This window comes from Paenibacillus sp. S-38 (assembly GCF_049942825.1).
In the GTDB taxonomy this organism is placed as follows: domain Bacteria; phylum Bacillota; class Bacilli; order Paenibacillales; family NBRC-103111; genus Paenibacillus_G.
This window is the reverse complement of the sequence record NZ_CP187970.1, coordinates 3,790,259-3,814,831: the sequence shown is the minus strand read 5'-3', so window position 1 is coordinate 3,814,831 and position 24,573 is coordinate 3,790,259. Positions and strand designations below refer to the sequence as shown.

Here is a 24,573-nt window from a genome sequence, read left to right as displayed (position 1 = left end):
TTAAATCTTACAACTGTTTAAAAGTAACCGGAGCCCCGCAAAAACCATGCGGACCTCCCTCTTTATCCCATCCGATCTTAAACCCCGTTTATCCCCCCATGCGTCCCGTCCAAATCTCACTGTATCCGCAGCCGATCTCACTGTATTCGCAGCCGGTAAGCCCCTTCGATATAAGCAGGGTATTCATTCACGCGGAAGGTCAGCGGCTGAACATAGGAGGCCTCCGGCAAATAATAAAATAAGCTTTGGACGCCCCCGGTAAACATTCCCGTCACAGTTCCTGCGTTCGCTGTAACAGGTGATACCAGCTCATACTCGCTCCCCTGCGCATCCTGAAACCGCTGTCCCAGGATGTTGTATCCGACCATATGATCCTCTTCAGCCAATCCTTGCACCCTGAAGGTCAGCTTGGCGATTCCGCCTTCCTCCCTGCCCATGCCGCCGAAGGCCAGCTTGTCGTCCGGCGCACGCTGCAATTCGCCTGTATTCGTATCGACCACGATACTCATGTCCTCCTTCGCCAGCGCACGGAACATCCTTCCTTCCAGATATAAGTCCTTGGGCTTGGAGAAATACGTGCTTTCAAACCGGATCAGATCCCCGTCCGTGCCAGAACTTGTGCTGCCGATCTCCCGCCATTCCCCGCCTTCATCATCGGTAAGACGCATATCCACGGGGGAGAAAATCTGCTTCGTATTGGCTTCTTCATACTTCAGCAGCACCTCGGCCTGCAGCGGTGTGACCGTCGCCTTCACAATGGTAACCCGCTGACCTTCCACCTCGAAGGAGCGGTTGATCTCAAGCTCCTGCTTCTGCTCTGCGAACCGGCTGCGGTCAATCCCGAACTGGACTTCAACCTTCCTCGGTTCCCCGTCCGTCAACTTCGTGTTAGCAGCCGAAGCGCCGGGCATAGCCGTAAGCCCCATACGCAGCCGGATCGCCTCCGGCACAAGGACTCCCTGCGACATATGGATGTCGATTGTACCGCGCTGTACACCTTCTTCCTGTCGATCCTCCTCCAGCCCATAGGAATCCCCATAGTTGTAGCCGGCCTGAAGGGCAGCTCCCGATGAAGCATCCAACACTTCAGGTTCGCTCAAGGCCACCTTGTGTCCGCTCCCGCTTCGCGTCGAATAGAATACGACCACACGCCCCGCGTCCGCCAAGACACCATCTACCGTAAACGATAGGCCATCCTTCTCGACTACAGCCCCCACCGGCTGCAAAAACTCGTTGGCCACAGCCCTCTGTAAGCCCTGGTCCGAAGTTCGGCCAACCAGCGCCACGAAGGTGCGCAGGCCCGGCAGGTCGCCCAGTGCGGCAGCCAGTACCGGAGAGACCCGTACCGTCACACCAAGAAGCACAACCACCAGACAGACGGATGCCGCGATCCAGGCCAGGCCCTTCCGCCTTGCAGCCCGCACACGCTTCTCCTTTTTCGCGCGGTCGATCCCCTCCCGAATCTTCTCGTGCAGCGTTTCCTCGGGCGGGAGGGCCCAAGCCTGCGTCTGCTCACCCGCTCTCCTTAAAGCCTGCTCCACCTCAAGTGCTCCGTCCTCCTTCATCTCACTCAATCCTCCTCCTCTTCACCGATGGTCCGGCGCAGTTCCTTCAAGACTTTGTGCAGCCACGTCTTGACCGTTCCTTCCGGCCGCTTCAGCAGCCGGGCGATCTCCGTCAGCGTCAGGTCCCGATAGTATTTCAACAGAATGACATGCCGGAAGTGCGGTGGAAGCTCGCTAACCGCCTGCTCTATTCGAATCCGCTCCTCCGGAGCCTCTCGGAGGGCCGCGGGCGCTTCCGGGGTGCTGCCCACCAGGTGAACCCGCCGCCGACGCCTCTGCTCATCGATGCAGTAATGGATCAGAATCCGCGTCAGCCACGTATCAAAATAGCAGGGCTCCCTGAGCTTCGACAGCTTGAGAAACGCACGGCAGGTCACCTCCTGAATCGCTTCCAGCGCCTCCGACTCATTCTTCAAATAGGCAAAGGCAATGCGGTACAGCCGCTCCCTTTGACCGCTTACCAGCAAGAAGAACGCTTCCTCGTCGCCCCTCTGTGCGGCGCGAACCGTTTCGTGAGCGGTCATGCCTTCCCCTCCTTCTCACAGATTAGACGGGCAGATGGAGCAGACGGTTTTCATAAATGACAAAAAAAAGACACCGGACAGCCGCCGGTTGATGCTCCGGTGCTGCTCAGTGCCTTTTTCATGAGATGTGTCAGCGGTCAGTAGCCTATCGTACAGTTAGGCGGACCCGATACAGATCCAGCACCTGAAGCGTACAGTACACTGCCTATTCTTCCCGCTCCGACGCCTCCAACCCCTGCGTCCCGATAACGGCACACGAGCCGGGATACCCGTCATTCGCAATGGTTTCCTCCAGATGCTCGCGCATCTCCTCGTCACCGGGCAGATCGGCTGTCAGCTTTACCACCGGCGCATGAAATTCCACATGGCCCTTCGGCTGCTTCGTCATGATTATTGTACCCCCTTATGCGGTCGTATTTTCCACTTCCACCCTAGTATGGCATCTTCCGCACCAAGATAACCCGGGATTCCAACCGCTTCCTCAGACGAGGGTATGCTGACGTCTAAACAGCAAGGTCCGTCCCTTCCATCTGCTCCATGCAGCAAGCCGGCACTTCATGACCGATGAGTTGAACTCTAATTGCTCCCGGGGCACAAGGTCGCACAGACCGGCCTTACCGGCTCTCTTCGAGGGGACGATCCGCTCCGACGATCCACAGCGTACTGCAGAACGATTTGGTGATAACATCCATCTGCGCATACAGCTCTGCAGGAACGTCCGGATGCCGCACGCCGGTCATCGAGCGGATCGTCAGCCCCGTCTCGGTCAGTGCCCGGTGGAGCTCCACGGGGAGGAGCATATTGTAATTCGTCGTCTCCCCGTACAGCCTGCGGAAGGCGTCGTCGTGTGGCAGCGTCCGCGGCCCGAGGATGGCCGTGATGACACCGCCGCCGGGGCGGGTCACCCGCTTCATCTCCGCGAGCAGGGCCATCGGGCTGCGGACCCATTCCACGACCGTACAGGCGACGGTGTAATCAAAGCTCCCGCTCGCATAAGGGAGATTGCAGCCGTCCGCGAGCAGGATGTCCAGCCCATTTCCTCGGGCTGCCGCCGTCATAGCCGGCGACCAATCGACGCCGCTGGCCCGAAAGCCCATTGCGGCGAAGCGCCGGGTCCCTATGCCCGGCCCGCAGCCCACATCGAGCAGCCTGCGTCCCGCCGGGTCTCCGGCAAAGCCAAGCACGTAGGCCAGCAGCTGCTTCCGGCTGCCCCGCTCCCAGAGCGCTTCGTCCGAGAAGAATTCGCAGTAGTCGTCCCACCACGCTCCTCCGTACAGCGCGCCGTTATTCTCTTCCATTTTCATGCTCCCTGCCTCCTTTAATGGTCTGCATCCCGTTCTCCGTCCGCTTGTACGGCGGCTCATCAGCCACAAAAAAAGCACCCTCTCCCCCCCGAATGACCACAGCTGTGTGATCTCTCGATGAAGAACAGGGTGCAATGGCATGCCGCCATGCCTGATAGTCTCCAGGCGTACGGTTTAATAATAAGGGCGGATCATGAGGTAGACGATAACGCCCGTGAGACTGACATACAGCCAGAGCGGCATTGTCCAGCGGGCAATCCGCCGGTGCTTGTCCACCTGGTTCGTAATGCCGCGGGCAAACGTCAGCAGCGCCAGGGGCACGATGGCCGCCGCAAGGACGATGTGCGTGAGAAGAATAAAGTAGTACACGGGGCGGATCGCCCCCTGGCCGCCGTATGGAGTGGAAGGCGCCATCCCGTGATATGCGAGGTACGAGATCAGGAACAAGGCGGTCGTCGTGAACGCCGCATAGATAAATCGGCGGTGCCAGACGACGTTCTTCCGGAGGATGAGGAACAGGGCTGCAAGCAGGAAGACGAACGTGAAGGAATTCATCACGGCATTGAACAGCGGCAGGATCAGCAGATTAAATCCCTCGGCCGGGTCGATGTTCGGCAGGAAGAGGAGAAGGATGACCAGGGCGTTAATCCCGATCGACAGCCCCACAACCCAGGGCACATAGTTGAACGAAGAAGATGGCTTCATGAACGCAGCGGCTCCTTTGGGAGATGGAATGAATGCATTGTGCTTTGATCATAAGCAATCGCGCTCGGCGAAGTCAAGGCGGAGGGGCCGCCGGAAGCCCCGCCCCCGGTACGGCCGTGAACGTTCTGTGACCTTAGACCCGCCCCGCCGCACTCAAACTCCCCTCTCTGCTACAGCCACTGCTGGTACAGCCAATTCCCTGCCCATACACATAGACCGAGCAGCAGATTCGCCCAGCCAAGCCACTTGGCAACCTTCCGCTCCTTATCCATCCCGCCCTGCCGGTAGGCCCTGACATCCACAGTGAGCAGGAGAACGCCGCTCAGCAGCAGCAGGAAGGTAGTGAAATTCGCATACCCGATTGCAAGGCCCGAGCCCATAGCGTTCCCCCTCCTCTCCCAATCCCATCCATGGTTAGATAGCCTTCATCCCGACACGGCGGATATGCACGCGAACGTTGATTTCTACGGCAAGCTCCTGGTACAGCTTCTGCCAGCCTTCCTTTGTTTTGACGCTGCTGTTCCAGAAGCCAGGCTCCCTGGCGCGCACCTGCTCGCCGAACCCGAAGATGTCCGAGCGCTTTTCCTGCGTCATGGAGATCAGGTTCTGATAAGCCTCTTTGCTCTGCTGAGACATCTGCTCTTCAATCCGGCGAACCACCTCCGTGCTCAACTGGACGGTGTCGTTATACTTGCTGACAAGATTGCCTTCTAGCGCTACCGTGACGCGAATCACCGGCCGCCCGTTGTCGATCCGCACCTTGAAGACGGACTTGCGGCTGCGCCCCTGAAACATGAAGATCTCCTCGGTACCTGGTATACGAACGAATGTTTGTCCCCCCGCGATGCTGATCCCCATAATGCCCATATAGACCGGAACCTGAATCGGGTTCGTGCTGCCGACCATCCGGTCCCCGCGGAAATAAGCGAGGCCGCTGATCTGCACATTCTGCTCTTTCATCAGCTCCACGTAAGGCAGGTAGCCCTCCTTCCCCTTGGACGAGACGGCACTCCAGAAGATACCGAGAAAATCGTTCGGAAATCGCCCCATCTTCACCGACTGGTCCATCGTGGTCATCAGGTACAAGGTGGGCACACGCTCAAGCTGCGGAGAGGCGCGCATAACCCCGGCGGCTGGCCCCTGGGAGACGAACATCCAGTTCATGCGCCGGACCTCCGGATTGCGCCGAAAATAATCGTTCAAGTTCTGGATGCCCTTGCGGGCAAGCGCTTCGGAGATCACTATAATCCGTAAGTGGCCGAAGAAAAGGGGCGGCGACACCCGCTGCTGCAGCGAATTGATCGCGTCTCCGATGGTGTGGCCCACCGCATCGACCACCCAGACCGTCCGCTGGCCGCCCCCGCCGCCTCCGCCTTCACCCGGTCCCAGCGGAATCCGCCCCGGAACGGCAATCTGCACCGTGAGCCGCAGCAGTCCCGTTTCCTCGGCCTTGATCGCGCCCCGCTCGTGCGACGATTCCGTTTCCTTGCTCTCCTCCGAGGGGTCCGCGACATCCACTCCGATACCGAGTACGACCGCCCGCTCTTCGATCTCCTGGCGGTCCCAGCAGCCGGTAAGCAGCGGGAAGACGAGGAGAAAGACGAGCACCAGACTTCCTCTAGCTTTCTGACGGCCCGCTCTCATGCTTCTCCCCCCTTTGGCCCCGAATCTTCGCCACCACCAGCAGCAGCATCGGATACAGGATGGTCACGACAAGGCCGATCCGCCCGACTCCCTCGACAATCCGGTACATATGGATGATGTTATCCGGCAGCATTGCGAGCACGAACAGGAAGGGCATTATGAAGAACGAAAACAGCTTATGGTCCCGCAGCCGCAGCAGCCGTGCGACGGCCCGGATCGTAAGATAATAGCTCGAGAAGAGCGTCGTAAACACGGCCGTCACCCATACCGCCAGAAAAGCCGCATCGAGCCGCTCCAGAATATTGCCTGGAAGCGTGGTCGTCTTCGCCAGCTCCAAGGTCGGCCACAGCAGAAGTTTCGTTTCTTCAGGGCCAAAGACGGCAACGGCGGCGGTCACGATGCTGAGGTACAGCCCGCCGGCAATCCCCAGGCCCCAAAGGCTCGCCTTCATCGCCTTCTCCGGCCGGCGCATCGCCGGGATGATGATCGTATGCACGAACGATCCCTGCAGGAGCGCAGCGACGGTAACGATGCCGGCGAGCATTCCGGTCGGTTCATTGCCGGCCAAGGGGAGCAGATTCGTCTCTTCGGCATTCTTCAGGGAGAGTGCCACGATAAGGATGCCCGGGAACAGGATCAGCGGCAGGTAAAACTGGTGAATATACACGAACGTCGTCAGGTTGTTGCGGGCCGACAAGGTCGCGAGCAGCAGCATGACGATGACCGTAACCTCGAGCGGCGTCTTCCGCAGAACCGACGTGATGACCACCTCGCCGAATTCCCTGGCCGCCAGTGAAGTCAGCACGCCGAAGAAGCCGATGATAAGGCTGCTGCCGATCCAGGCCGGCCACCTGCCGAGCACCCGTTCGCTGTAGCCGATGATCGACTGGTTCGGGAACCGCATGCCGAGCTTCGTCACCGTCCACAGGCCGGTAAAAGCGAGCAGAATGCCAAGCAGCGTAACGAGCGGCGCCCCCGTATCTGCAGCCCGGACGGCGAACAGGGGCAGCGGGAGCACCCCGACGCCGACGATCGTGCTAATCAGTACGGAGGTCGCCTGAATGACCGTGATCTGTCTCGGATATTCCATCGTCTCCCCCCCATTTTTCGCTGCCCGCTTTGATCGGATCGAGCGTATTGTGGATCGGCTCATCCAGCTGGTCCTGCACCTTCGCTCCCACACGCACATGATCCGGCGTATGAAGCTGGGCCGGACGCCTCCACATCGACCACAGCGGCGCGCGCATCACAGTGTCCTTCATGCCCTCAAAGTTACCGGGGATGACGGGGCTGAGATAAGGGACGCCGAACGAGCGGAGCGACAGCATATGATTGGCGATGAGAATCAGCCCGATCATCACACCGTACAGGCCGAACATCCCGGCCAGGAACACGAGCGGAAAGCGCAGCAGGCGCAGGGCCAGCGCCGCATTGTAAGCCGGCGTCGCGAACGAACCGATCGTCGTCAGCGCAATCACGACGACCGTGATCGGCGAGACGAAGCCGGCGGCCACGGCAGCCTGCCCGATGACAAGGACGCCGACGATCGACAGTGCACCCCCGATCTGCTGGGGCAGGCGCAGCGTCGCTTCGCGCAGCACCTCCATCGACGCTTCCATGATGAGCACCTCGACGACCGACGGGAACGGGACGCCGGCCCGGCCGCCCGATACGGCGACGGCGAATTCCGTCGGGATGAGCTCCGGGTTGTAGGAGATGATCGCCACATACAGGCTCGGCGTGATAAGCGAGAACGCCAGCGCCAGCAGCCGGGCCAGGCGGATGAAGCTGACCATGACGAAGCGCTCCGAATAATCCTCGGTCGTCTGGTAGAACTGGCTGAACACGGTCGGGGCGATCAGGGCGAAGGGCGAGCCGTCCACCATGATGATCACCCGGCCTTCGAGCAGGTTCGCCACCGCCTTGTCCGGCCGTTCCGTATTCTGCAGCTGCGGGAAGGGCGAATAATGGTTGTCCTCGATGTACTGCTCAAGGTATCCGACATCCAGGATTCCGTCCGTATCGATCGCTCCGAGACGCCGGTGCACCTCCTCAACAAGCGCTTCATTGGCGATGCCGTCGAGGTAGCAGACCGCCACACGGGATTGGGTCACGCGCCCGATCTGGATCAGGGAGAGACGGAAGCTTGGCGTAGGCAGCCGATATCTCAGCAGCGCGATGTTCGTGTCGAGCTGCTCGATGAAGCCTTCCCGTGGACCGCGGATCACCTGCTCGGTCTCCGGCTGGGAGATCGAGCGCTTGGTGACGCCAGCCGTATTGAGCAGCAGCCCCTCGCCGAGCCCGTCCACGACAATGACCGTCTGCCCCCTCAGAATGCCGTCGAGCAGCGTCTGCAGCTCGGCCTCCGTCCTGCCGCTGCTATGATACAGCGCGTCGTGGAGAATGACCTCCTTCAGGCGGTGAAGCGGTATCTCCTTGCCTTCGAGCTGCGGCGGTAGGTACATCAGCGGCTTCATGATCTCGCCGTTCACGGCCGCTTGATTGGCCATATTCGAGAAGTAGATCACCGCCGCCGGGAACGAGCCGAAAATATGGAATCGGCGTACGATGAGATCTGCACTGCCGCCGAGCACCGACTTCACCTTCTTTACCGCTTCCTCGAGACGCGCGGGCACAGGTTCGCTGTGTTCCTCCCTGTTCCCGGCCGAAGACCGGTCCGCCCCCTTCGGTGCCGACCGCTCCGGCTGGGGACTTTGCCCTTTATGGTATTTTCTCCTGCTCCAGAACACAGAGGCCGCCTCCCTTCGGGTTACCCGGGCATGTCCACCCTACATTTGGAACTTAGTATGCCTCGCTGCCCTTGGATTTATGTGGGAATGAAGCGGTATGAAGTGCAATCCGCGAAGAAGAACCTACGGTGCGGGAGGGACGCAGGAAAAAAGCCTGCCAGGCAGAATCTGTGATGCGCCGGCTTCGTGGATATGATATTTTTGGAGTGAGGAACGCGTGTTCCCTCCTGACAAGACGCCGGGCTGCGATTGGGATGACGGAGATATCGGATGCCATGTCCGTTATCGTCTCCGAAGAGACGGGACAAGTCTCCCTGGCCATGAACGGCTGTGTGCTGCGGGACATCAAGGAAGATGCGCTGCTGGCAAAGCTGTTCGAAGAGCTTAAACCGAAGACGAAAGAGAAAAAAAGCAGCCCACTGTGGAAATGGAGGCGGTGGAATACAAATGTCGTGAAAGTGATTGCCTTGGTTCGGCGTGCTGCTGTGGGGTGTCGTCCGTTCATCGGATGCCTGCATGGTGTCAAGCACCTCCTGCAGTGTCATAAAGGAAGAAACTCTAGGCAAGGTTGCGATTCTAAGTATGACAAGGGACCAGTTCTACGTCGAGCTGGTGGAGCGGGAACGGGTTACGGTGACGCTGTCAGGCTGTGGCTCCGTCGTGAAGAAGGTCATGACCTCCGGCGGCGGCTCGGTAGAGGTTAACCTAACCTTACACAAGTCGTTAGGGGGTGCGCCGGGGTACAACGTGAAATAGCGGAACTCAGATTCGCTATGTGCTCCACCGAGATGGTGATCCGCAAAATACCGGAACTCGGATTAACCTGAGTTCCGCTATTCGTAGGGAAATACCGGGAAATGATCGAATAACGTATCTCAGTTCCGTTATCTTAAACATACTTGCTCTCTACGAAATGGAGATCATCACCACACCTAGAAACCGTCCGGCCATCTGCCGGCGGTTTTGTGCGTTAAAGAGGTGCGTGGCGCCGCCCGCAACCGCTCACCATGCCGCCCGCTTGGTGGTACCGCTACTTGAGGGTCGGGGGGATAGTGAACATACGTTCGATGGGCTGCTGAACGCACTTATGGCCTTGACCGAGAAGGTCGCCCATCTCCAGATTCTCCTTCACCGACAGCCTCGGAAAAATACACCGGCCTTCCGGCACAGGGACGATGCCCTCCCGCACGGTCACATGCGGCGGATGCGAAGCGATGCTCCTGCCGCCGGAGCACATGACATGAATGGAGACGGATTTCTTCCGCAGGTTGCGGGCAAAGAAGTAGTCGGACCGTCAGTTAAGAAGGGGGGAGGACAAGGCGCTTGTCCTTCCCTTTGTGCTCTATCTGACCTTCTGGCGCTGAGGCCGAAGCCAGAGCATAGCCAGCCCTCCGGCCGCCAGCAGTGCAAGCACATACCATCCATACTGTGTGACCGTGCGGGAGATTACATCGATCGAATCCCCGAAGACCGCAGCCTCCGTCTGGCGGCATGCCAAAGAACCGCTGTCCCTTCAGAGACAGCGGTTCCTTGAGCCGGATCATCCGATCGCTCGATATCGCTCGATTATAGATCGAGCAGCGGCCGCAGCAGCGGGTCCCGCCGGGCCAGTTCACCCAGCGCTGCGCAGCAGTTATCCGGGTGGCCGATCGTCCAGGCGGCCACCCGTGTGCCTGCGGCGACGGCGTCCCGGAGCGGGCTGCCTGCGGACAATGCGAGGACCGCGCCGGAGAAGAAAGCATCCCCTGCACCACTGGTGTCCACGACTTCTACCGGAACCACGGCCTGTGCCCCCGCTTCATCGGCATCCGCATCGTAGAAGACCGATCCGCCTGACCCCAGCGTCACGACCAGCCTTCCGATGGAACGGGACACGGCAAAGCTCCGAAGCCTCTCGATCTGCTCCTCCGCCGCCATCGCAGCCAGCGGACCGCAGCCGAACAGCCGCTCCGCTTCGAATTCATTGCAGACGAAGAGCGCCAGCCCTTCCAGCACCTCGGGATGCGCTGCGATGACGCTGAAGTTGCTCGGCAGACCGAACACCGGCTTCCCGAATCGGCTCGCCAGCTTGAGTATCGTCTTCGTAAGGCTCTCATTCAGATCGAGCACCAATACGATGTGACTGGAGGCGGAGACCAGGGCCTCGCCTCGCTCGCCGACAAGGCGCTCGAATGCCGCCAGATCCGGCATATCCGAGATCGATCCGGCAGGGATGCCGCGCTCATCGAGAACGGCCAGCCAGAAGCCCATGCCTTTCTCCGGCACCGCTGCAATATCTCCGGTATGGACCCCGCTCGCCCACAAATGCTCGGTGACCGCCCGGCCGTTCCCGTCCTCATTGACCGTGGTGACCAGCGATACCGGCACCCCGAGACGGCCTAAATTTTCCGCCACATTCCTTCCTACGCCGCCGTGCACGAACCGGACCGTGCCCAGATTGCGGCCGTCCGGCCGGTAGACGCCGTGGGCGAACCCCTTGCAGTCCAACAGCACGGTGCCGAAGACCGTAATCTTCCTGCTCGTAACGCTTGATCGTTTTGATCGTTCCATGATGGATAACCCTTTCTTTCTCTTCCTTTACGCTTCCTTTAGTCCTTCAGTCTGCCACCCAAGCATACCGGAAGCTCCCCCGTAATGACAATCCTCCGCGCCGAAGACGGCGGAGCGAGAGCTATTCGGTGACTATCTTCCTGCACGCACGCCAAAAAAGCAGGACAGCCGGCTGCATCACCGGACATCCCGCTTCCTTTTATCGTGAAATTTGGACCCTGAACCTCATCAGCAGCTTATTACTTCTTGTTCTTCGCCAGAATCGCATTGGCTTCCTTGCGGAACTTGGCGGCAGCGGCCTCAACGGTCAGCTTCTTATACAGAACCTGCTCGCTCGTATCCCTCAGCAGCTTCTCGATCTCTACCGCGCCCACCGGACTCGGCGGATCCATCGGGGAGGAATTGTTCTCCGCCCATGCGATGTAATCGAAGATCTTCGCTTCGTTCGGCGTAAGCAGCGGTTTCAGCGCTTCCTTAACCTTGGAGGACACCGGCACGCCTCGGTCGCCTTTGATCAGCTTGTTCGCTTCAACGTCATTGACGAAGAAGGAAATGAACTTCGCCGCTTCCGCTTTCTGCTTGGAGGAATTCGTCACCGCGAAGTACATGCTCGGCTTCAGGAACAGTCCCTTGTTCCCATTCGGTCCCGGGAGCGGGTGGAGTTCCAGCGGCGATTTGGACAGGTTCGCGACCGCCAGGTACTGGTTCGACCAGCCGTTGGTCCACAGCGCGTTGCCAAGGAGCACTTCGTCTTCCTCCGCAGTGCCCTTTTTCTGCGCTTCCTTGTCGAGCGGGAGCAGGTAGCCGGCGTCATACCACTTCTGGTACATCCTGAAGTAGTCGATGAACGGCTTGTCGTCAGCGTATCCGATCTGTGAACCATCCTCGCTGAACATGGTTTGCCCCAGTGTTCTCAGGTAATACGGGAAGAATACATCATGACGGAAGGCAAAGCCCCCGATCATCTTCCCGCTCGCCTTCGCTTTCTCCCCGATGGCCGTGAAGTCATCCCATGTCCAGTCCTTCGGCGGAGGAGTAACCCCAACCTTCTTCATTAGCTCCGGATCGTACATCGTCATCAGGGCATTCACGCCGAGGTTCATCGCCATGATCTTGCCGCCCACTTCCCCGCCAGTGAGCGAATTCGGGGAGATCGACGAGACGTCCATGGTTCCATCCTTCGTATAAGGTGTCAGATCGGCAAGCTGTCCGCGGCCCGCATACTGCGACAGATAAGAAATATCCATCTGTACAATATCCGGCAGCTGATTGGCGGCCGCCTGCGGCGCCAGCTTCTTCCAATAATCATCAAAGGTCGCATATTCGGCCTCGATCTTCACGTTCGGGTTCTTCTGCTGGTAGAGCTCGATGACCTTCAGCGTATAATCATGCCTTGCTTGTCCGCCCCACCAGGCAATGCGCAGCTTAACCGGTTCCCCGTCCGCTCCTCCTGCCGAAGCGGGAGCCGTATCTGCGGCGCCGGAAGAACAAGCCGCCGTCGTCAGCAGCATGGCAGCGGCAACCAGCATGGGAATTGCTTTGGGGATAGCCTTATTTTGTCTTTGTTTCATCTCTCTCTTTTCCTCTCCTATCTATGGAAACTCCTGACATCCTTATTATCCCTCGGCCTGCGGGATGAGGTAATGAAAATAGCCGTGTTTTTTGTTAAAAAAACAGAGGTTTATCGCAGAACCGTTAATCCGTTTTAACCTTGTTCGAGGGTGCACCATAATGACCGTGCTTTCACGGGATGACCTATAGGGGAGCCGAGGAAAATAAGCGATTCATTCATGCAAGCAAGTATATTGTCTACAAGAATAATTCGAGAGACTGCGAAAAGAAAATTTGAAGCCGGGTGCATTCTTGGCAATGTGTGGGCGCATATTAAAGACGGAAGAAAGCTCATAAGTCGGGGGGTGTAACCGAAGATGAAAAAGCAATGGACTTTGGCCGCTTGTTCTCTGGCCCTGCTCGCGGCACTGACCGCCTGCGGCGGAAACAATAATAACGCGGCGGGGAATACGCCGAACACGGGAACCAACACCGGCAAGCCCGAGAACACGGGCGGCACAACCGGTGGCACGGCTGGCGGTACGACCGGTGGCACGACCGAAGGAACGGCTGGCGGCACAACCGGCGGCGGAGCGGCCGCGGGTGGTACAGTGGACGCGCAGGCTGTCTATAAGTCGCGCTGTATTTCCTGCCATGGCGCGAACCTCGAAGGGGCGATGGGCGGCAACACAAACCTGACGAAGGTGGGTGCACGCCGCTCGAAGGAGCAGATCACCGCCCAGATCACCAACGGCGGCAACGGCATGATGGCGTTCCAAAACATTCTGTCGGCCGATGAGATCAACGCGCTGGCGGAATGGCTTGCGGCCAAGAAGTAAGCGGCCGCGGGCTCAGAAAAACCAGCTGCTCGGGCGCCATGCCCGGCTGGAAACAAAAAAAAACGGCTCTCCCTGTCCGTACGGACCGTGGAGAAGCCGTTTTTTTCTCATATCAACAGGAGCCTCTGCCCCCTCCTATTATCCCTTCACCGAGCCCCCGAGCAGCCCCCGGACAAAGTACTTCTGGAGTCCGAAAAAGACGGCCAGCGGCATCAGCATCGAGACGAAGGCGGCTGCGGTGAGCAGATGCCAGTCATTGCCCCTCGAACCGACCATATCGGCGATCCGCATGGAGAGCACCTGCACGTCCGGCTGGGAACCGATGAAGATCAGGGACACGAGATAATCGTTCCATACCCACAGGAACTGGAAGATCCCGATCGAAGCAATCGCCGGCACGGACAGCGGGAGTACGAGCTTCGTGAAGATCGTAAAGTTCGAAGCGCCGTCCATGAACGCCGACTCGAAGAGGTCCTTCGGCAGCTGGGAAATGTAGTTGAACATGAAGTAAGTAGCCAGCGGCAGGCCGAAGCCCGTGTGGGCGATCCAGATCCCGAGGAAGCTGCCGTTGAGCCCGAGGCCCGTAAAGTCCTTCATGATCGGGATCAAGGCCACCTGGATCGGCACCACCAGCAGCGCGATGACGATGACAAACAGTGTGCGTCTTCCGGGAAACTTCAGCCAGGCGAAGCCGTAAGCCGCGAAGGAGGCGATCAGCACCGGGATCACCGTGGAAGGCACCGCTACGGTGAAGGTGTTCAGGAACGCCCGGCTGAGGTCGGTGCCCTTCTCGGTCTGCGTACTGCCGTCGCCCATCGTGATGACATACTCCTTGCCGGTAAGAACGTTCTTGTAGTTCTCCAGCGTAAAATCCGCTCCGATCGTCCAGGAAGGTGTCTGCACATTCACGATGCGCGCCCGCCGGTTCTCCCAGATCAGCCTTCGTTCTCCGGCCATCACACCCGCCCTGAGCTGCTCGTCGGTATAAGCGGTGCCGAGCACTTCGATCGGACCGCGCAGGTCCGTATCCTTCGGAAGCGTAATCTGCTCGGCCACAGCCCAGTCTTGGTGCGGCAGCACTTTCCACCAGCCGGTCTGAAGAATGTCCGCCGCAGGGCGGAAGGAGGAGACGAGCAGACCGGCGGTCGGAATAAGCCAGAGGAGGCAGATGAACCCGAGCACGGTGTTGATGAGCCACTTGGAGCCATGTCGGGTCCCGCTCCGACTCCTGCGCCGCCCTGCCACTCGATTCGCTTCGGCCATTACAATCCCCCCTCCTTCCGGAACTGTCTGAGGTTAAACCAGAGCACCGGGATCACGGCGATCAGCAGAACGATCGCCAGCGTCGACCCGTACCCGAAGTTGCGGTACATGAAGAACTGCCGGTAGAACTGCGTCGCCACGACCTCCGTGTCGTACTGCCCGCCGGTCATGACCATGACGACGTCGAAGATTTTGAGCGTGAACACGATGATCGTCGTCGTTACGGCCAGCAGCGTGCTCGAGATATACGGGATCATGATGCGGAAGAAGATATGCACCTCACCCGCCCCGTCCACCCGTGCGGCTTCGAGCAGATCCTCGGGAATACCTTTAATCGCCGCGGAGAGGATCACCATCGCGAAGCCAGTCTGCATCCAGACCAGGATGGCGATCAGGAACAGGTTGTTCCACGGCTGCATCATCGACGTCCAAGCCATCGGTTCACCGCCGAAGTACACCACGACGGCATTCAGCAGGCCGATCTGCTCCTGCTCCGGCTGGTAGTAGTAGATGAACTTCCAGATCACGCCCGCCGCGACGAAGGAGATCGCCATCGGCATGAACACGATCGCTTTGGCCGTCCTCTCGAACGAGCTGCGGTCGGCGAGAATGGCGATGAGCAGGCCGAAGCCCACGCAGGCCGCCGTGCCTGCAATCACCCACAGCAGGTTGTTGCGCAACGCAACGAGCAGCAGCCGGTTCGTGAACACCGCCGCATAGTTGGCGAGGCCGACGAAGTTCTCGGAGCCGGCGTCGAGGAAGCTCAGGTAGAGCGTCCGCAGCGTCGGCAGCAGAAGCAGCCATCCGAGCAGCGCCACGGCCGGGCCGATGAAGACGTAGGGCTGCAGCTTCTGCCGGACCCGGTCGCCGTACTGCTCAACCACCCAGTTGAAAGAGAGGAAGAGCACGTAAATCCCCGATGCGCCCCACAGGACCGCGAGCAGCGCATAGAGAATCGGATGAAGCGCGGCTGTGCGAAAATACTGAAAGATCCCATAATGCACGGCTCCGTTCAGGAGCGGGACGCCGAGTGTGAGAAGCAGCAGCCGCCCGAAGGACGCGGCGGACAGCTGCTGCCCCGCGGATTGCTTTTTCGAAGAATCAGGAATGTCGGGCTTCATGGCTCCGCCCCTTTACTTTTTGTTCCAGCCGGCTTGAATCTCGTTCAGCGCGCCGTCCAGGTCTACCGTACCGCTCACGTAGTCGGTCATGCCCTTCCAGAACGTGCCGGCGCCCACCGAGCCCGGCATGAGGTCGGAGCCGTCGAATCGCAGCGTCTTCGCTTCCTGAACCAGCTTCGCCATCCGGCGGTCGACATCCGTGGAGTACCAGTCAAGCGAGGCATCGTTCATCGGCGCGATCACGCCGCCGGACTGCACCCAGGTCTTGATCGACTCGCCCTTCGAGAAGAACTGCAGCACCGCGCGCACTTCCGGACGGTCGTTGAACATCGCGTAGATATCGCCTGCGACCAGCACCGGATTGCCGTACTGCGGATCGATCGGCGGCAGGTAGAACCAGTCGTAGTCTACGCCGGCTTTCGCTGTATTAGGGAAGAAGCTGGTGATGAAGTTCCCCTGGCGGTGGAGCCAGGATTTCGCCGGATTGCTGAACATCGATTTCGGCGCATCGCCAAAGGAGGTGGTCACAATGGATTTGCGCCCGCCGTAGACGAACTCATCGTTCAGCCAGATCTCGCTCATCTTCTCGACGGCCTTCTTCACTTCCGGCGAAGTGAAGGGCAGTTCGCCTTTCACCCACTTGTCATAGTTCTCCGGCGTCGTCGTGCGCAGCATGATGTCCTCTATCCAGTCGGTCGCCGCCCAGCCCGTGGCCGCGCCGCTCTCGATCCCGATATTCCAGGCCTTGTCGCCATCCTTGGCGATCTGGCGGGAGAGCTCGATCATCTCGTCCCACGTCTGCGGCACCTTGTAGCCGGCCTCGTCGAACTGCTTCTTCGGATACCACACGAGGCTCTTCACGTTGCTCCGGTTCCAGATGCCCGCCATGATTCTGCCGCTCGGGCCGTCCATCGTTGCCATGTCGATCCAGGAGGCATTGTAATTCTTCTTGAGGGCATTCACGTCCATCACTTTGTTGACGTCAACGACCTTCCCCTTCTTCGCAAAAGATCCGAGCAGGCCCGGCTGCGGGAAGTCCGCGATATCCGGCGCATTGCCGCCGTCCACGCGGATGGAGATCGTCGCCTCGAATTCCTTCGAGCCTTCGTACTGGATATCGATCCCCGTCTTGCTCTCGAATTCCTTGATGCTCGTCTCGAATTTCACCTGGTCGGCGTCCGTGAACGGCCCGAACATGGTTACCTTGGTGCCCTTGAACTTACCGGCCAGTGCTTGATCGTATTCACTGCTTCCCGCGGCGGGCGCTGCGGCGGGTTGTTCGGTCTTGGCGGGAGCGGGGTCCGTCTTAGCCGGCGCGCTGGACGGTTCAGCGGGAGCATTGCCGCCACAGGCGGTCACGAGCATCGAGGAAGCGAGAAGCACGGAAACAGCGGATGCGCTTGGCTTACGGAATCGTTTGGACATAGGTTAAGTTCCCCTTTCCAATATGGAGGTAATGGACGGACAGGAATGAATGCGGTTTCATTTTCGTGTGTAATCATAATTAATGACATGAACTATGCAAAGGAACTCAGCAATGGGAATAATTTAATCAGATTAATTAATATAGTTAATTATTAGTCAAATAAATCTTTTTTGGCCATCCGGGTTTCGATCATCCCGTCATGCCCACTTGTTCCGCAACTGGAGAACCTGACCAGGGGGGCAATATTTAGGAGCAATACCCGGCGTCACCCTCTCATTCAATTATTCTAGTTCCCAAACAGGAGCCGCTCTCGCTTTATAAACGCAGTTCATGGATTCACCTGCCTCGGTGCGGATTCTTCACCTGGTAAGCTGACGCAGGCTGTTTTTTACAACAGCACGAAGGCAGCTCAGGCAGCTTGGATATGCCTATTTGAAAAGCTTTTCAAAGGAAACGATGAGAGGTCTGCCATTGATATAAACAGAAGAGGTTCCTCACTATGGGCAATCTTCCCTTCAGCGATGCTGCAGCCGTTTACCCTTGCGTTCCTATCCGGGGAGCTGCGGCGGAGGAACGGATCACAAGCCCGTGCGGCAGATACTCCCTAAGCGGCGTCACGCTCCCCTGCTCGATCAGCCGGTGCAGCTTCTCGACCCCCTTGTACCCCAGCTCATACACGGGCTGCGCTACCGTGGTCAGCTTGGGGATGGTCATCCCGGACATCCGGATGTTGTCGAACCCGACGACCGATACTTCTTCAGGCACCCGGGTCCTGCTCTCATACAGGTACGACAGAACCCCCATAGCGAACTCATCGGAAGCCGCGAAGACTGCCGTGGTCTCCGGATGCCGGCCGAACAGACGGCCTGCTGCGCTGTGCGCCTCATCGTACCAATGCTCCGCATAGATGACCCGGCTGTCCTCATGCGGCAGGCTGTGTTCGCGCAGCGCCCGCATGTAGCCCTGGTAGCGCGGCAGACCGGCGATCGGATCGCTGAGCGGCAGGGAGATCATACCGATCTGACGGTGGCCGAGGCCGATCAGATAAGATACGGCATCGTACGAGGCCGCTTCATCATTGATCTTCACCGAAGCGAGCTCGTATTCGAGGGAATGCGTCGACACGAGCACCACCGGCAGCCGGAACCGCTGGATCTCTGCATAGTAGTCCGGATAGACCGTTTCGGAAGTGAACAGAATCCCGTCGACCTGCTTCTCGTTAAAGTTCTCGAGATAAGAGATCAGGCGTTCTTTGTCCCGGTCCGTATTGCAGATCATGATGCTGTAGCCAAGCGACTTTGCAGCATCCTCCATTCCGCGGATGACCCCCGCATAGTAAGGATTACGAATGTCGGGAATGAGCACGCCGAGCGTATGCGATTTCTTGTAAATCAATCCGCGCGCAAAGGCATTCGGCTGGTACTGCAGCCTCTCGATCGCCTGCAGCACCTTCGTCCGTTTGCTCTCCACCACCGATTCCGGCGCGTTCATCACCCGTGATACGGTAGAGATCGATACCCCCGCCAATGCTGCAACGTCCCTGATGGTTGGTTTCATGTCATTCTTTCCTTGCAGATGAATTTGGGCAGCACGCTGTAAGTCGACTATACTGAAAACCTTTTCAAGATGCTTTGATTATAAATGATAGCGCTTTCCTGTGCAAGAAAAAATTATGTTCTCTACGTTGGAAGCATGCCATTGCCGCATCTCTGGAATTACCACCCAAAATCCAAATCCGTCAGGTATTGATTCACCCCCATGGCCGCCCTGCTGCCTTCCGCCGCCGCTATAATCTGCAGCGTCGGTCCGGAGACCGCCGCATCACCTGCCGCGAATACGCCAGGCACCGTCGTTCTTCCCGTGCTGTCCGTCAGGAGGCCTCCATGAGCGTTGATCCGGCAGCCGAGCCGGTAACCAAAAGGGGCGCCTTGAACCCACTGCGTTTTGACGAACCCGCCCTCTCTAAGTACGCTTGAACCGTCCGTGAACTTCAGTTCCTTCAGTTGCCCTTCCTCACCCTCAAGCCCGGCGATGCGCCCGAAATGGATCTGTATCCCCCTCGCCGCAAGCGCCCTAGCCTGCTCCGGCGTCATCCCATTCCAGCCGTTGGTGCAGACCAGGAGGTCACGGCTCCATTGAACGAGCAGCTTCGCCATTTGGAACAGATGCAGGCCGTCCGAGACGAGCACCAGCCCTTTATCACGCAGCTCCCATCCGTCACAATAAGGACAGTTGAATAGGCTCTGCCCATAGAACTCCCGGATGCCCGGGATCTCAGGGAGCACCTCCTTAAAGCCTGTCGCGAGCACCAGCGTGCGGGACATCACGGTGAAGCCATCCTCCGTAACCACCTTGAAGCCCGGTCCGCTCCGTTCCACTTGAATCACCCTGTCGGGAGCTCCCGTGACCGATGCGTATTTCTTTAGCTCCTGCTGTGCAAGTAGGCGGAGATCCGAAGGCCGGATTCCGTCCCTGGTGAGGAACCCGTGGGATTCCCGGGATACCGCATTGCGGGCCTTGTTATCGTCGAGCAGCACCACCGTCCGGCGCGCCCTGCCGAGCATCAACGCGGCATTCAATCCCGCAGGACCGCCGCCGATAATCGCTGCATCATACATGGCTGCTTGCTCCCTCCTTTACAAAAAGTGTCTCCGGAATATGCTTCAGAAACGTTTGGTTTTTAAGCCCATCCTGAAGATTGATAATCCATATTTATAACCTATATATAATATTTGATATTTTGTTTATCAAGATGGCATGTTATGATCTTTCCAAGAATTTACTAATCGATGGTTATGAAATGACACCCATTAGGAGGGCTGACCATGATCGCCAAAGGCTTGGAAGGCGTTACTGCCGCAGAAACGGGAATTTCCCACATCGACGGAGCAAAAGGACACCTGGTCTACCGAGGGCAGTGGGCCAAAGACCTTGCCCTGCATCACACGTTCGAAGAAGCAGCCTACCTGCTGTGGCACGGTACTTTGCCGACTCCCGACCAGCTTGCAGAGTTACACGAGGATCTGGTGCAGCAGCGCCGGCTCACACCCGAGCTTCGCCGCCTGCTCGATGCCCTTCCGCGCAGTACCCCTCTGATGAGTGCCCTTCAGTGCGCTGTCTCCTCCCTGGCCGGGGACGAATCCGCGTGGCCCCCTACCCGGTGGCAGGCACTGCAGCTTACCGCTCTGCTGCCGGTGATCACGGCATACCGGTATCATCAGCTCAGCGGCACCCCATGGGACGAAGAAAATCATGGAGAGATGGGTCACGCAGCCCACTACCTGTTTCTCCTGTTCGGCCGCCCGGCCACCCCGGCACAGATTCGCGCCATGAATGCCTACATGGTCCTGGCCATGGAGCATGGGCTGAATGCCTCCACTTTCGCAGCAAGAGTGGTCGCATCCACCGAGTCGGACATCTATTCCGCGGTGGGGGCCGCCATCGGCGCGATGAAAGGCCCGCTTCACGGAGGCGCCCCAACGGGAGTCATCCGGCTGCTCGATGCAATCGGTGCGCCGGACCAGGCGGAGCCTGTGCTCCGGGCCATGCTGGAACGCGGCGAGCGCCTCATGGGTTTCGGGCACCGCGTGTACAAAACCCGTGATCCGCGGGCGGAGGCGCTGCGTGACGTTTGTGCCGGCCTCGCAGGCGGGGACCCTTGGCTCGATCTCGCCGTGCATACCGAACGGACGGCCATCCGGCTGCTCGCCGAATACAAGCCGGGGCGGGAGCTCTACACGAACGTCGAGTTTTATGCCGCAGCGGTCATGCGAGCGGCTGGTATGCCGGCCAGCCTCTTCACGCCAACCTTCACTGCCGCCCGGATCGTCGGCTGGACCGCCCATGTGCTGGAGCAGGCAGCCGGCAACCGGATTTATCGCCCGCAGTCCCTGTATACGGGCGTCATGCCCTCCGCAACCTAGCAGGCTTTGCAGCGGGAGGCCGCATCACTGGTACATGGGGAAAACGGAAGAATACCAGCCGGTGAGGGAAACGCCGCGAATGCTGTGGTAACCGTCGCCCTTTCTTTTCTGCAGGCTGCACCCGTGCTCGCCAACGGGTGTGGATTCTCTAAGGCTGGGTAAGATCAACTCGGCGGCTCATATGTGCGCATAAAACGGACGGTAAGACTATCGAAACGGCGGGGACTTCGGAGAGCCACTCCATGACGGCAACTTCTGCGGTAACGGCCCGATCTTCGCCAACCGGACCGTTTCCCCGAAGATCCACGAGGTCAAGGCGTGCTGCCAGAACGTACGCTTCGAGGCCGTGAACCTGCGGGAAGGCCGGGTGAAAGTGCACAGTGCACAATGCGTTACTGTTCACGGATCTCGATGAGTTCCGCTGCGTGTAAATATCGGACCGCCGCTACACGGATCGGGCTGCATGATTGATCTTACGCAGCCATGCTGGTCGTCAGCTTTGGAGCAGTCTCCCCGTCCCCCTCTCCGTATTCTGGTCCTTCCCGTTGGGTATAAGCAGCAAGGCTCTAAAGCTCTTCCTAGCCGGCAACTCCCCGGTGTACATGGGCTCTCCCCTATTTTTCTTGTTTGATCGGTGTCAGGAGCAGATTCAAGTCCCCTTCTATCCAAGGTATTCACCGCTAAGTTCCGTCTATGCCAATCATTAAGATCCTTTGTGGCTGAGGAGCGCTAATGATTCCATATGTAGATATGCATGAAAACAAGTATATTTAAAACAAGTTTATACTAACCGAGGTTGTGTTCTGCCCCAGCGATAAAGGGATGCGAATATTCGGTTATCGAAGGAATCGGCGAAATGGCGGCTTTATGTGATGAGTATCATCATATAAGATGAAGCGGGTGGCGTAATCGTAGTCGTGGGCGAATTATGTGATACGGATCATCGGTTAATCGAAGAAATCTGCAGAATGGCGACTTTATGTGATGAGAATCATCACTAAAAATGAAGCGGGTGGCGTTTTCGTGGTCGTGGGTGAATTATGTGATACAGATCATCGGATAATCGAAGAAATCTGCAGAATGGCGGCTTTATGTGATGATAATCATCACATAAGATGAAGCGGGCGGTGGAATCGTGGCCATGGGCGAATTAGGTGATACAGATCATCGGATAATCGAAGAAATCTGCAGAATGGCGACTTTATGTGATGAGAATCATCACTTAGTATGAGGCCGACGCCGGCATGGTCGCCGTGTGCGTGGATGTGGAATTGCAAGAATCGCAACCAGTCAGTAAGATGCTCGGCGTTTTATGTTTACATAATTATAGTTATGTCGCTTTACTTTGAGCCAACTAAGTAATTCAAGTCATCCGTCCCGCCCCTTTTTTCTGCTTTTAACACCCGCTTGGCCTGCCTGCCGTTACACTCCCATCCAGATTCGGCGGCATTCTTTCCTTTGAGCTCTAGTTATAGAAATGAAATGACAACTAAAAAACCGTCATTCCGCACATTCATTGAGAATGCCGGCTTGACGGTTGGTACCTGCGTCTAGTTCTGGAGCAGTTTAAAATCCCCCGAAGTGGTTCGAACTTTTAAGTGAGCCTCGCCGGCTCCGAATACTCCCTTAATCCGCTCACCGTCCTCGCTTTTGTCCTGGTAAGTAATCCCTTGCCACTGGATCTCGCCGGTTCCGGAACCGCTGTTATAGTCCACAGCGAGGGAGCTCGGCTGGCGGGCAGACTCTACGATCACATCGCCGCTTCCCGTACTGAGATCTGCATTTTGTTGGAGAGCCTCCGTCTGGACCGTAATCGTACCCGAGCCGGTGGAACCATCCACCTCCGATTGTCCATTGACGAGAACCACATCACCGGTCCCCGCCTTGAACACCAGGTTTTCACCCTCAAACTCCTCAGAGCGGATATTTCCCGAAGTTGTGAGAAGCTTGAGCTGCGCAGCCTTAATTTTAGATGCTTCAATATCCCCGCTGCCCGCCTCCGCTTCCACTTTGGCCCCCTTCAGCTCGGCGAGCTCCAGATTCCCGCTCCGCGTACGGATGGCTACCGATTCCCAGGCTTTCTCCGGCAGCTCCACGATTAACTCCAAATGGGTCAAGTTGAGCCCCAGATGAATTTCGTCCGATTCAACCGCTTTTATATGAAGCTTCTCTCCCTCCGGCTTTACTTCGAGGCGGAGCCTTTCGGCATAGTCGGAACTGGCTCTGCCCTCTAGCCGTGTGCGAATTTCATCCGTACTGCCCGGGACTATACGCACGTCCGTGCTGCCCGAATCGACTTGAATGCTCTTAATGGAAGAAGCTTTCGTAGATTCTTCCATCCGGACCTCTTCCGTGTTCATTGAGAAGGAAACAGGGATAGAGGCCCAACCTTCTTTTGTCACCGCCATGGTCAGCAGCAGGAGCCCGACAGCCAGCAGCAACCCGCCTTTTACATTTCTTTTCATTGTCATGGTCTCCTCGGCATTATGGATTAATAACTCGATTCCCACATCTGCAATTTACTGTATATGAAGTGTAACACGAGTGCCGCACGAAACTCACCGGACCAATGCACGAAAGATAGCCAGACTTTAGTCGAGTTCCTTTCTGTCCATATTGCCGCAGATGTGCCAATAATATGATGAATGCTCAAATCCCGTCCCCCGGTGTGCGGACTTCCATTCCTACTTGGAGAGCGGGCGCGACAGGGGCTACCCCCTTTCCACGTTATGATGCAGTTGACGAAAGCATGAAAACAAGTATATTAATAAGAAGTGTTGATCTAAATGGTTTACTTGTTTTTTCAGGAGTATAAAGTACTTCTGACTCATGCGGCTTCCGATCAATCAAATATGCAGTGTTGATTCAGTTGGCAGCTGTATTCTACGACTACCGTTGGCAACTGTGAAAATCCATAGGCATGTCCTCCCCTTATGAATCCGGACCCCAGCGGCGTATTCTCTGCAAGAAAGGCTCAAAGAAGCTCGGGCTGCATATCGAATACGCAAGCATGGATAATCCTGCATTCATCAAATATCATTGCATAAACGTACAATTACTTATCTATATTCATTGCATATACTTAATACACTTACATACCCAGTGTGAATTCACGAATTTGCCTCAAGCTGATTGTTTGAACGCCAGCCCCTATACCCCCTATTCGCTTCAACCCTGACGCACAGACCATTGACTCGGACGCTAGCAGGAGCCTGCCAGGGTACAAAATGTCCTACCACAACCTTTCCAACTGCCCACTTTATTGTTAGTTTAGTAAGGTTGGATGTCCCGTCCCCATTCAACCTCATTTCCCAACTAATACTCGCTTGTCCCCTCGCCCTCCTCATACTTTGGATTGCCCCCTGGGCAGTTCTAGTACGGCAGCGACTGTCAGCGAGCAGGAAAGCT

Annotated in this window: 21 protein-coding genes and 2 pseudogenes; 5 read left to right on the top strand and 18 right to left on the bottom strand. The window is 57.7% G+C overall.

The window, feature by feature from the left end:
- Positions 1-137: 137 nt before the first annotated feature.
- The 9 genes from ACP26L_RS17615 to ACP26L_RS17575 all read right to left on the bottom strand — a co-directional run bounded on the left by ACP26L_RS17615 (position 138) and on the right by ACP26L_RS17575 (position 8,492).
- Positions 138-1,565 carry a DUF4179 domain-containing protein gene (locus tag ACP26L_RS17615; protein ID WP_426454467.1) on the bottom strand — a complete coding sequence of 476 codons (1,428 nt, stop codon included), beginning with the start codon at positions 1,563-1,565 and terminating at the stop codon, positions 138-140.
- 5 nt (positions 1,566-1,570) lie between these two features.
- Entirely contained in the window at positions 1,571-2,089 is a 519-nt protein-coding gene (locus ACP26L_RS17610) for a sigma-70 family RNA polymerase sigma factor (protein ID WP_426454466.1), read from the bottom strand.
- 205 nt (positions 2,090-2,294) lie between these two features.
- Positions 2,295-2,477: a hypothetical protein gene (locus ACP26L_RS17605; RefSeq protein WP_426454464.1), complete on the bottom strand. Its 183-nt coding sequence runs from the start codon at positions 2,475-2,477 to the stop codon at positions 2,295-2,297.
- Positions 2,478-2,703: 226 nt separating this feature from the next.
- Positions 2,704-3,393 (bottom strand): class I SAM-dependent methyltransferase, encoded by a 690-nt coding sequence (locus ACP26L_RS17600; protein ID WP_426454462.1) that lies wholly within the window; start codon positions 3,391-3,393, stop codon positions 2,704-2,706.
- Between the two features lie 174 nt (positions 3,394-3,567).
- On the bottom strand, positions 3,568-4,098 hold the full coding sequence (locus ACP26L_RS17595; RefSeq protein WP_426454460.1) for a DUF420 domain-containing protein: 531 nt from the start codon (positions 4,096-4,098) through the stop codon (positions 3,568-3,570).
- Positions 4,099-4,268: 170 nt separating this feature from the next.
- On the bottom strand, positions 4,269-4,478 hold the full coding sequence (locus tag ACP26L_RS17590) for a CLC_0170 family protein (protein WP_426454458.1): 210 nt from the start codon (positions 4,476-4,478) through the stop codon (positions 4,269-4,271).
- 34 nt (positions 4,479-4,512) lie between these two features.
- Positions 4,513-5,742: a Ger(x)C family spore germination protein gene (locus ACP26L_RS17585; RefSeq protein ID WP_426454456.1), complete on the bottom strand. Its 1,230-nt coding sequence runs from the start codon at positions 5,740-5,742 to the stop codon at positions 4,513-4,515.
- Positions 5,717-6,832: a GerAB/ArcD/ProY family transporter gene (locus ACP26L_RS17580; protein WP_426454455.1), complete on the bottom strand. Its 1,116-nt coding sequence runs from the start codon at positions 6,830-6,832 to the stop codon at positions 5,717-5,719. The genes ACP26L_RS17585 and ACP26L_RS17580 overlap by 26 nt, the downstream gene beginning before the upstream one ends.
- Positions 6,780-8,492: a spore germination protein gene (locus ACP26L_RS17575; protein ID WP_426454453.1), complete on the bottom strand. Its 1,713-nt coding sequence runs from the start codon at positions 8,490-8,492 to the stop codon at positions 6,780-6,782. Before ACP26L_RS17575 ends, ACP26L_RS17580 begins: the two co-directional genes overlap by 53 nt.
- Before the next feature lie 230 nt (positions 8,493-8,722).
- Here ACP26L_RS17575 and ACP26L_RS17570 point away from each other — a divergent pair.
- Together ACP26L_RS17570 and ACP26L_RS17565 are read left to right on the top strand one after the other, a co-directional pair.
- Positions 8,723-8,929 (top strand): annotated as a pseudogene (locus ACP26L_RS17570) (diadenylate cyclase); the annotation flags it as partial.
- Positions 8,930-9,074: 145 nt separating this feature from the next.
- Complete coding sequence (locus ACP26L_RS17565) at positions 9,075-9,248, top strand: hypothetical protein (protein ID WP_426455257.1); 174 nt, start codon at positions 9,075-9,077, stop codon at positions 9,246-9,248.
- A 586-nt stretch (positions 9,249-9,834) separates the two neighbouring features.
- On the opposite strand, the gene ACP26L_RS17560 is transcribed toward ACP26L_RS17565, so the two are convergent.
- The 3 genes from ACP26L_RS17560 to ACP26L_RS17550 all read right to left on the bottom strand — a co-directional run bounded on the left by ACP26L_RS17560 (position 9,835) and on the right by ACP26L_RS17550 (position 12,589).
- On the bottom strand, positions 9,835-9,990 hold the full coding sequence (locus ACP26L_RS17560) for a hypothetical protein (protein ID WP_426454451.1): 156 nt from the start codon (positions 9,988-9,990) through the stop codon (positions 9,835-9,837).
- A 68-nt stretch (positions 9,991-10,058) separates the two neighbouring features.
- Positions 10,059-11,042, bottom strand: a complete 984-nt coding sequence (locus ACP26L_RS17555) for a carbohydrate kinase family protein (RefSeq protein WP_426454450.1) — start codon at positions 11,040-11,042, stop codon at positions 10,059-10,061.
- Between the two features lie 239 nt (positions 11,043-11,281).
- On the bottom strand, positions 11,282-12,589 hold the full coding sequence (locus tag ACP26L_RS17550; protein ID WP_426454987.1) for an ABC transporter substrate-binding protein: 1,308 nt from the start codon (positions 12,587-12,589) through the stop codon (positions 11,282-11,284).
- Positions 12,590-12,970: 381 nt separating this feature from the next.
- Here ACP26L_RS17550 and ACP26L_RS17545 point away from each other — a divergent pair, with 381 nt between their 5' ends.
- The gene (locus tag ACP26L_RS17545) at positions 12,971-13,432 is read left to right on the top strand and encodes a c-type cytochrome (RefSeq protein WP_426454448.1); all 462 of its coding nucleotides are present in this window, start codon (positions 12,971-12,973) and stop codon (positions 13,430-13,432) included.
- Between the two features lie 138 nt (positions 13,433-13,570).
- Here ACP26L_RS17545 and ACP26L_RS17540 read toward each other — a convergent pair whose 3' ends face one another.
- The 5 genes from ACP26L_RS17540 to ACP26L_RS17520 all read right to left on the bottom strand — a co-directional run bounded on the left by ACP26L_RS17540 (position 13,571) and on the right by ACP26L_RS17520 (position 19,860).
- The gene (locus tag ACP26L_RS17540; protein WP_426454446.1) at positions 13,571-14,695 is read right to left on the bottom strand and encodes a carbohydrate ABC transporter permease; all 1,125 of its coding nucleotides are present in this window, start codon (positions 14,693-14,695) and stop codon (positions 13,571-13,573) included.
- The gene (locus ACP26L_RS17535) at positions 14,695-15,816 is read right to left on the bottom strand and encodes a carbohydrate ABC transporter permease (protein WP_426454444.1); all 1,122 of its coding nucleotides are present in this window, start codon (positions 15,814-15,816) and stop codon (positions 14,695-14,697) included. Before ACP26L_RS17535 ends, ACP26L_RS17540 begins: the two co-directional genes overlap by 1 nt.
- A gap of 12 nt (positions 15,817-15,828) precedes the next feature.
- A complete protein-coding gene (locus tag ACP26L_RS17530; protein WP_426454443.1) occupies positions 15,829-17,241 on the bottom strand; it encodes an ABC transporter substrate-binding protein in 1,413 nt (470 codons plus the stop codon).
- Positions 17,242-17,776: 535 nt separating this feature from the next.
- The gene (locus ACP26L_RS17525) at positions 17,777-18,799 is read right to left on the bottom strand and encodes a LacI family DNA-binding transcriptional regulator (protein WP_426454441.1); all 1,023 of its coding nucleotides are present in this window, start codon (positions 18,797-18,799) and stop codon (positions 17,777-17,779) included.
- A 158-nt stretch (positions 18,800-18,957) separates the two neighbouring features.
- Positions 18,958-19,860, bottom strand: a complete 903-nt coding sequence (locus ACP26L_RS17520) for an NAD(P)/FAD-dependent oxidoreductase (RefSeq protein ID WP_426454440.1) — start codon at positions 19,858-19,860, stop codon at positions 18,958-18,960.
- A 207-nt stretch (positions 19,861-20,067) separates the two neighbouring features.
- Here ACP26L_RS17520 and ACP26L_RS17515 point away from each other — a divergent pair, with 207 nt between their 5' ends.
- Both ACP26L_RS17515 and ACP26L_RS17510 read left to right on the top strand, forming a co-directional pair.
- Positions 20,068-21,165 (top strand): citrate/2-methylcitrate synthase, encoded by a 1,098-nt coding sequence (locus ACP26L_RS17515; protein ID WP_426454439.1) that lies wholly within the window; start codon positions 20,068-20,070, stop codon positions 21,163-21,165.
- A gap of 268 nt (positions 21,166-21,433) precedes the next feature.
- Positions 21,434-21,580 (top strand): annotated as a pseudogene (locus ACP26L_RS17510) (hypothetical protein); the annotation flags it as partial.
- A gap of 1,135 nt (positions 21,581-22,715) precedes the next feature.
- On the opposite strand, the gene ACP26L_RS17505 reads toward ACP26L_RS17510, so the two are convergent.
- Positions 22,716-23,630, bottom strand: coding sequence for a DUF4097 family beta strand repeat-containing protein (locus ACP26L_RS17505; RefSeq protein ID WP_426454437.1), 915 nt, complete (start codon positions 23,628-23,630; stop codon positions 22,716-22,718).
- Positions 23,631-24,573 lie beyond the last annotated feature (943 nt).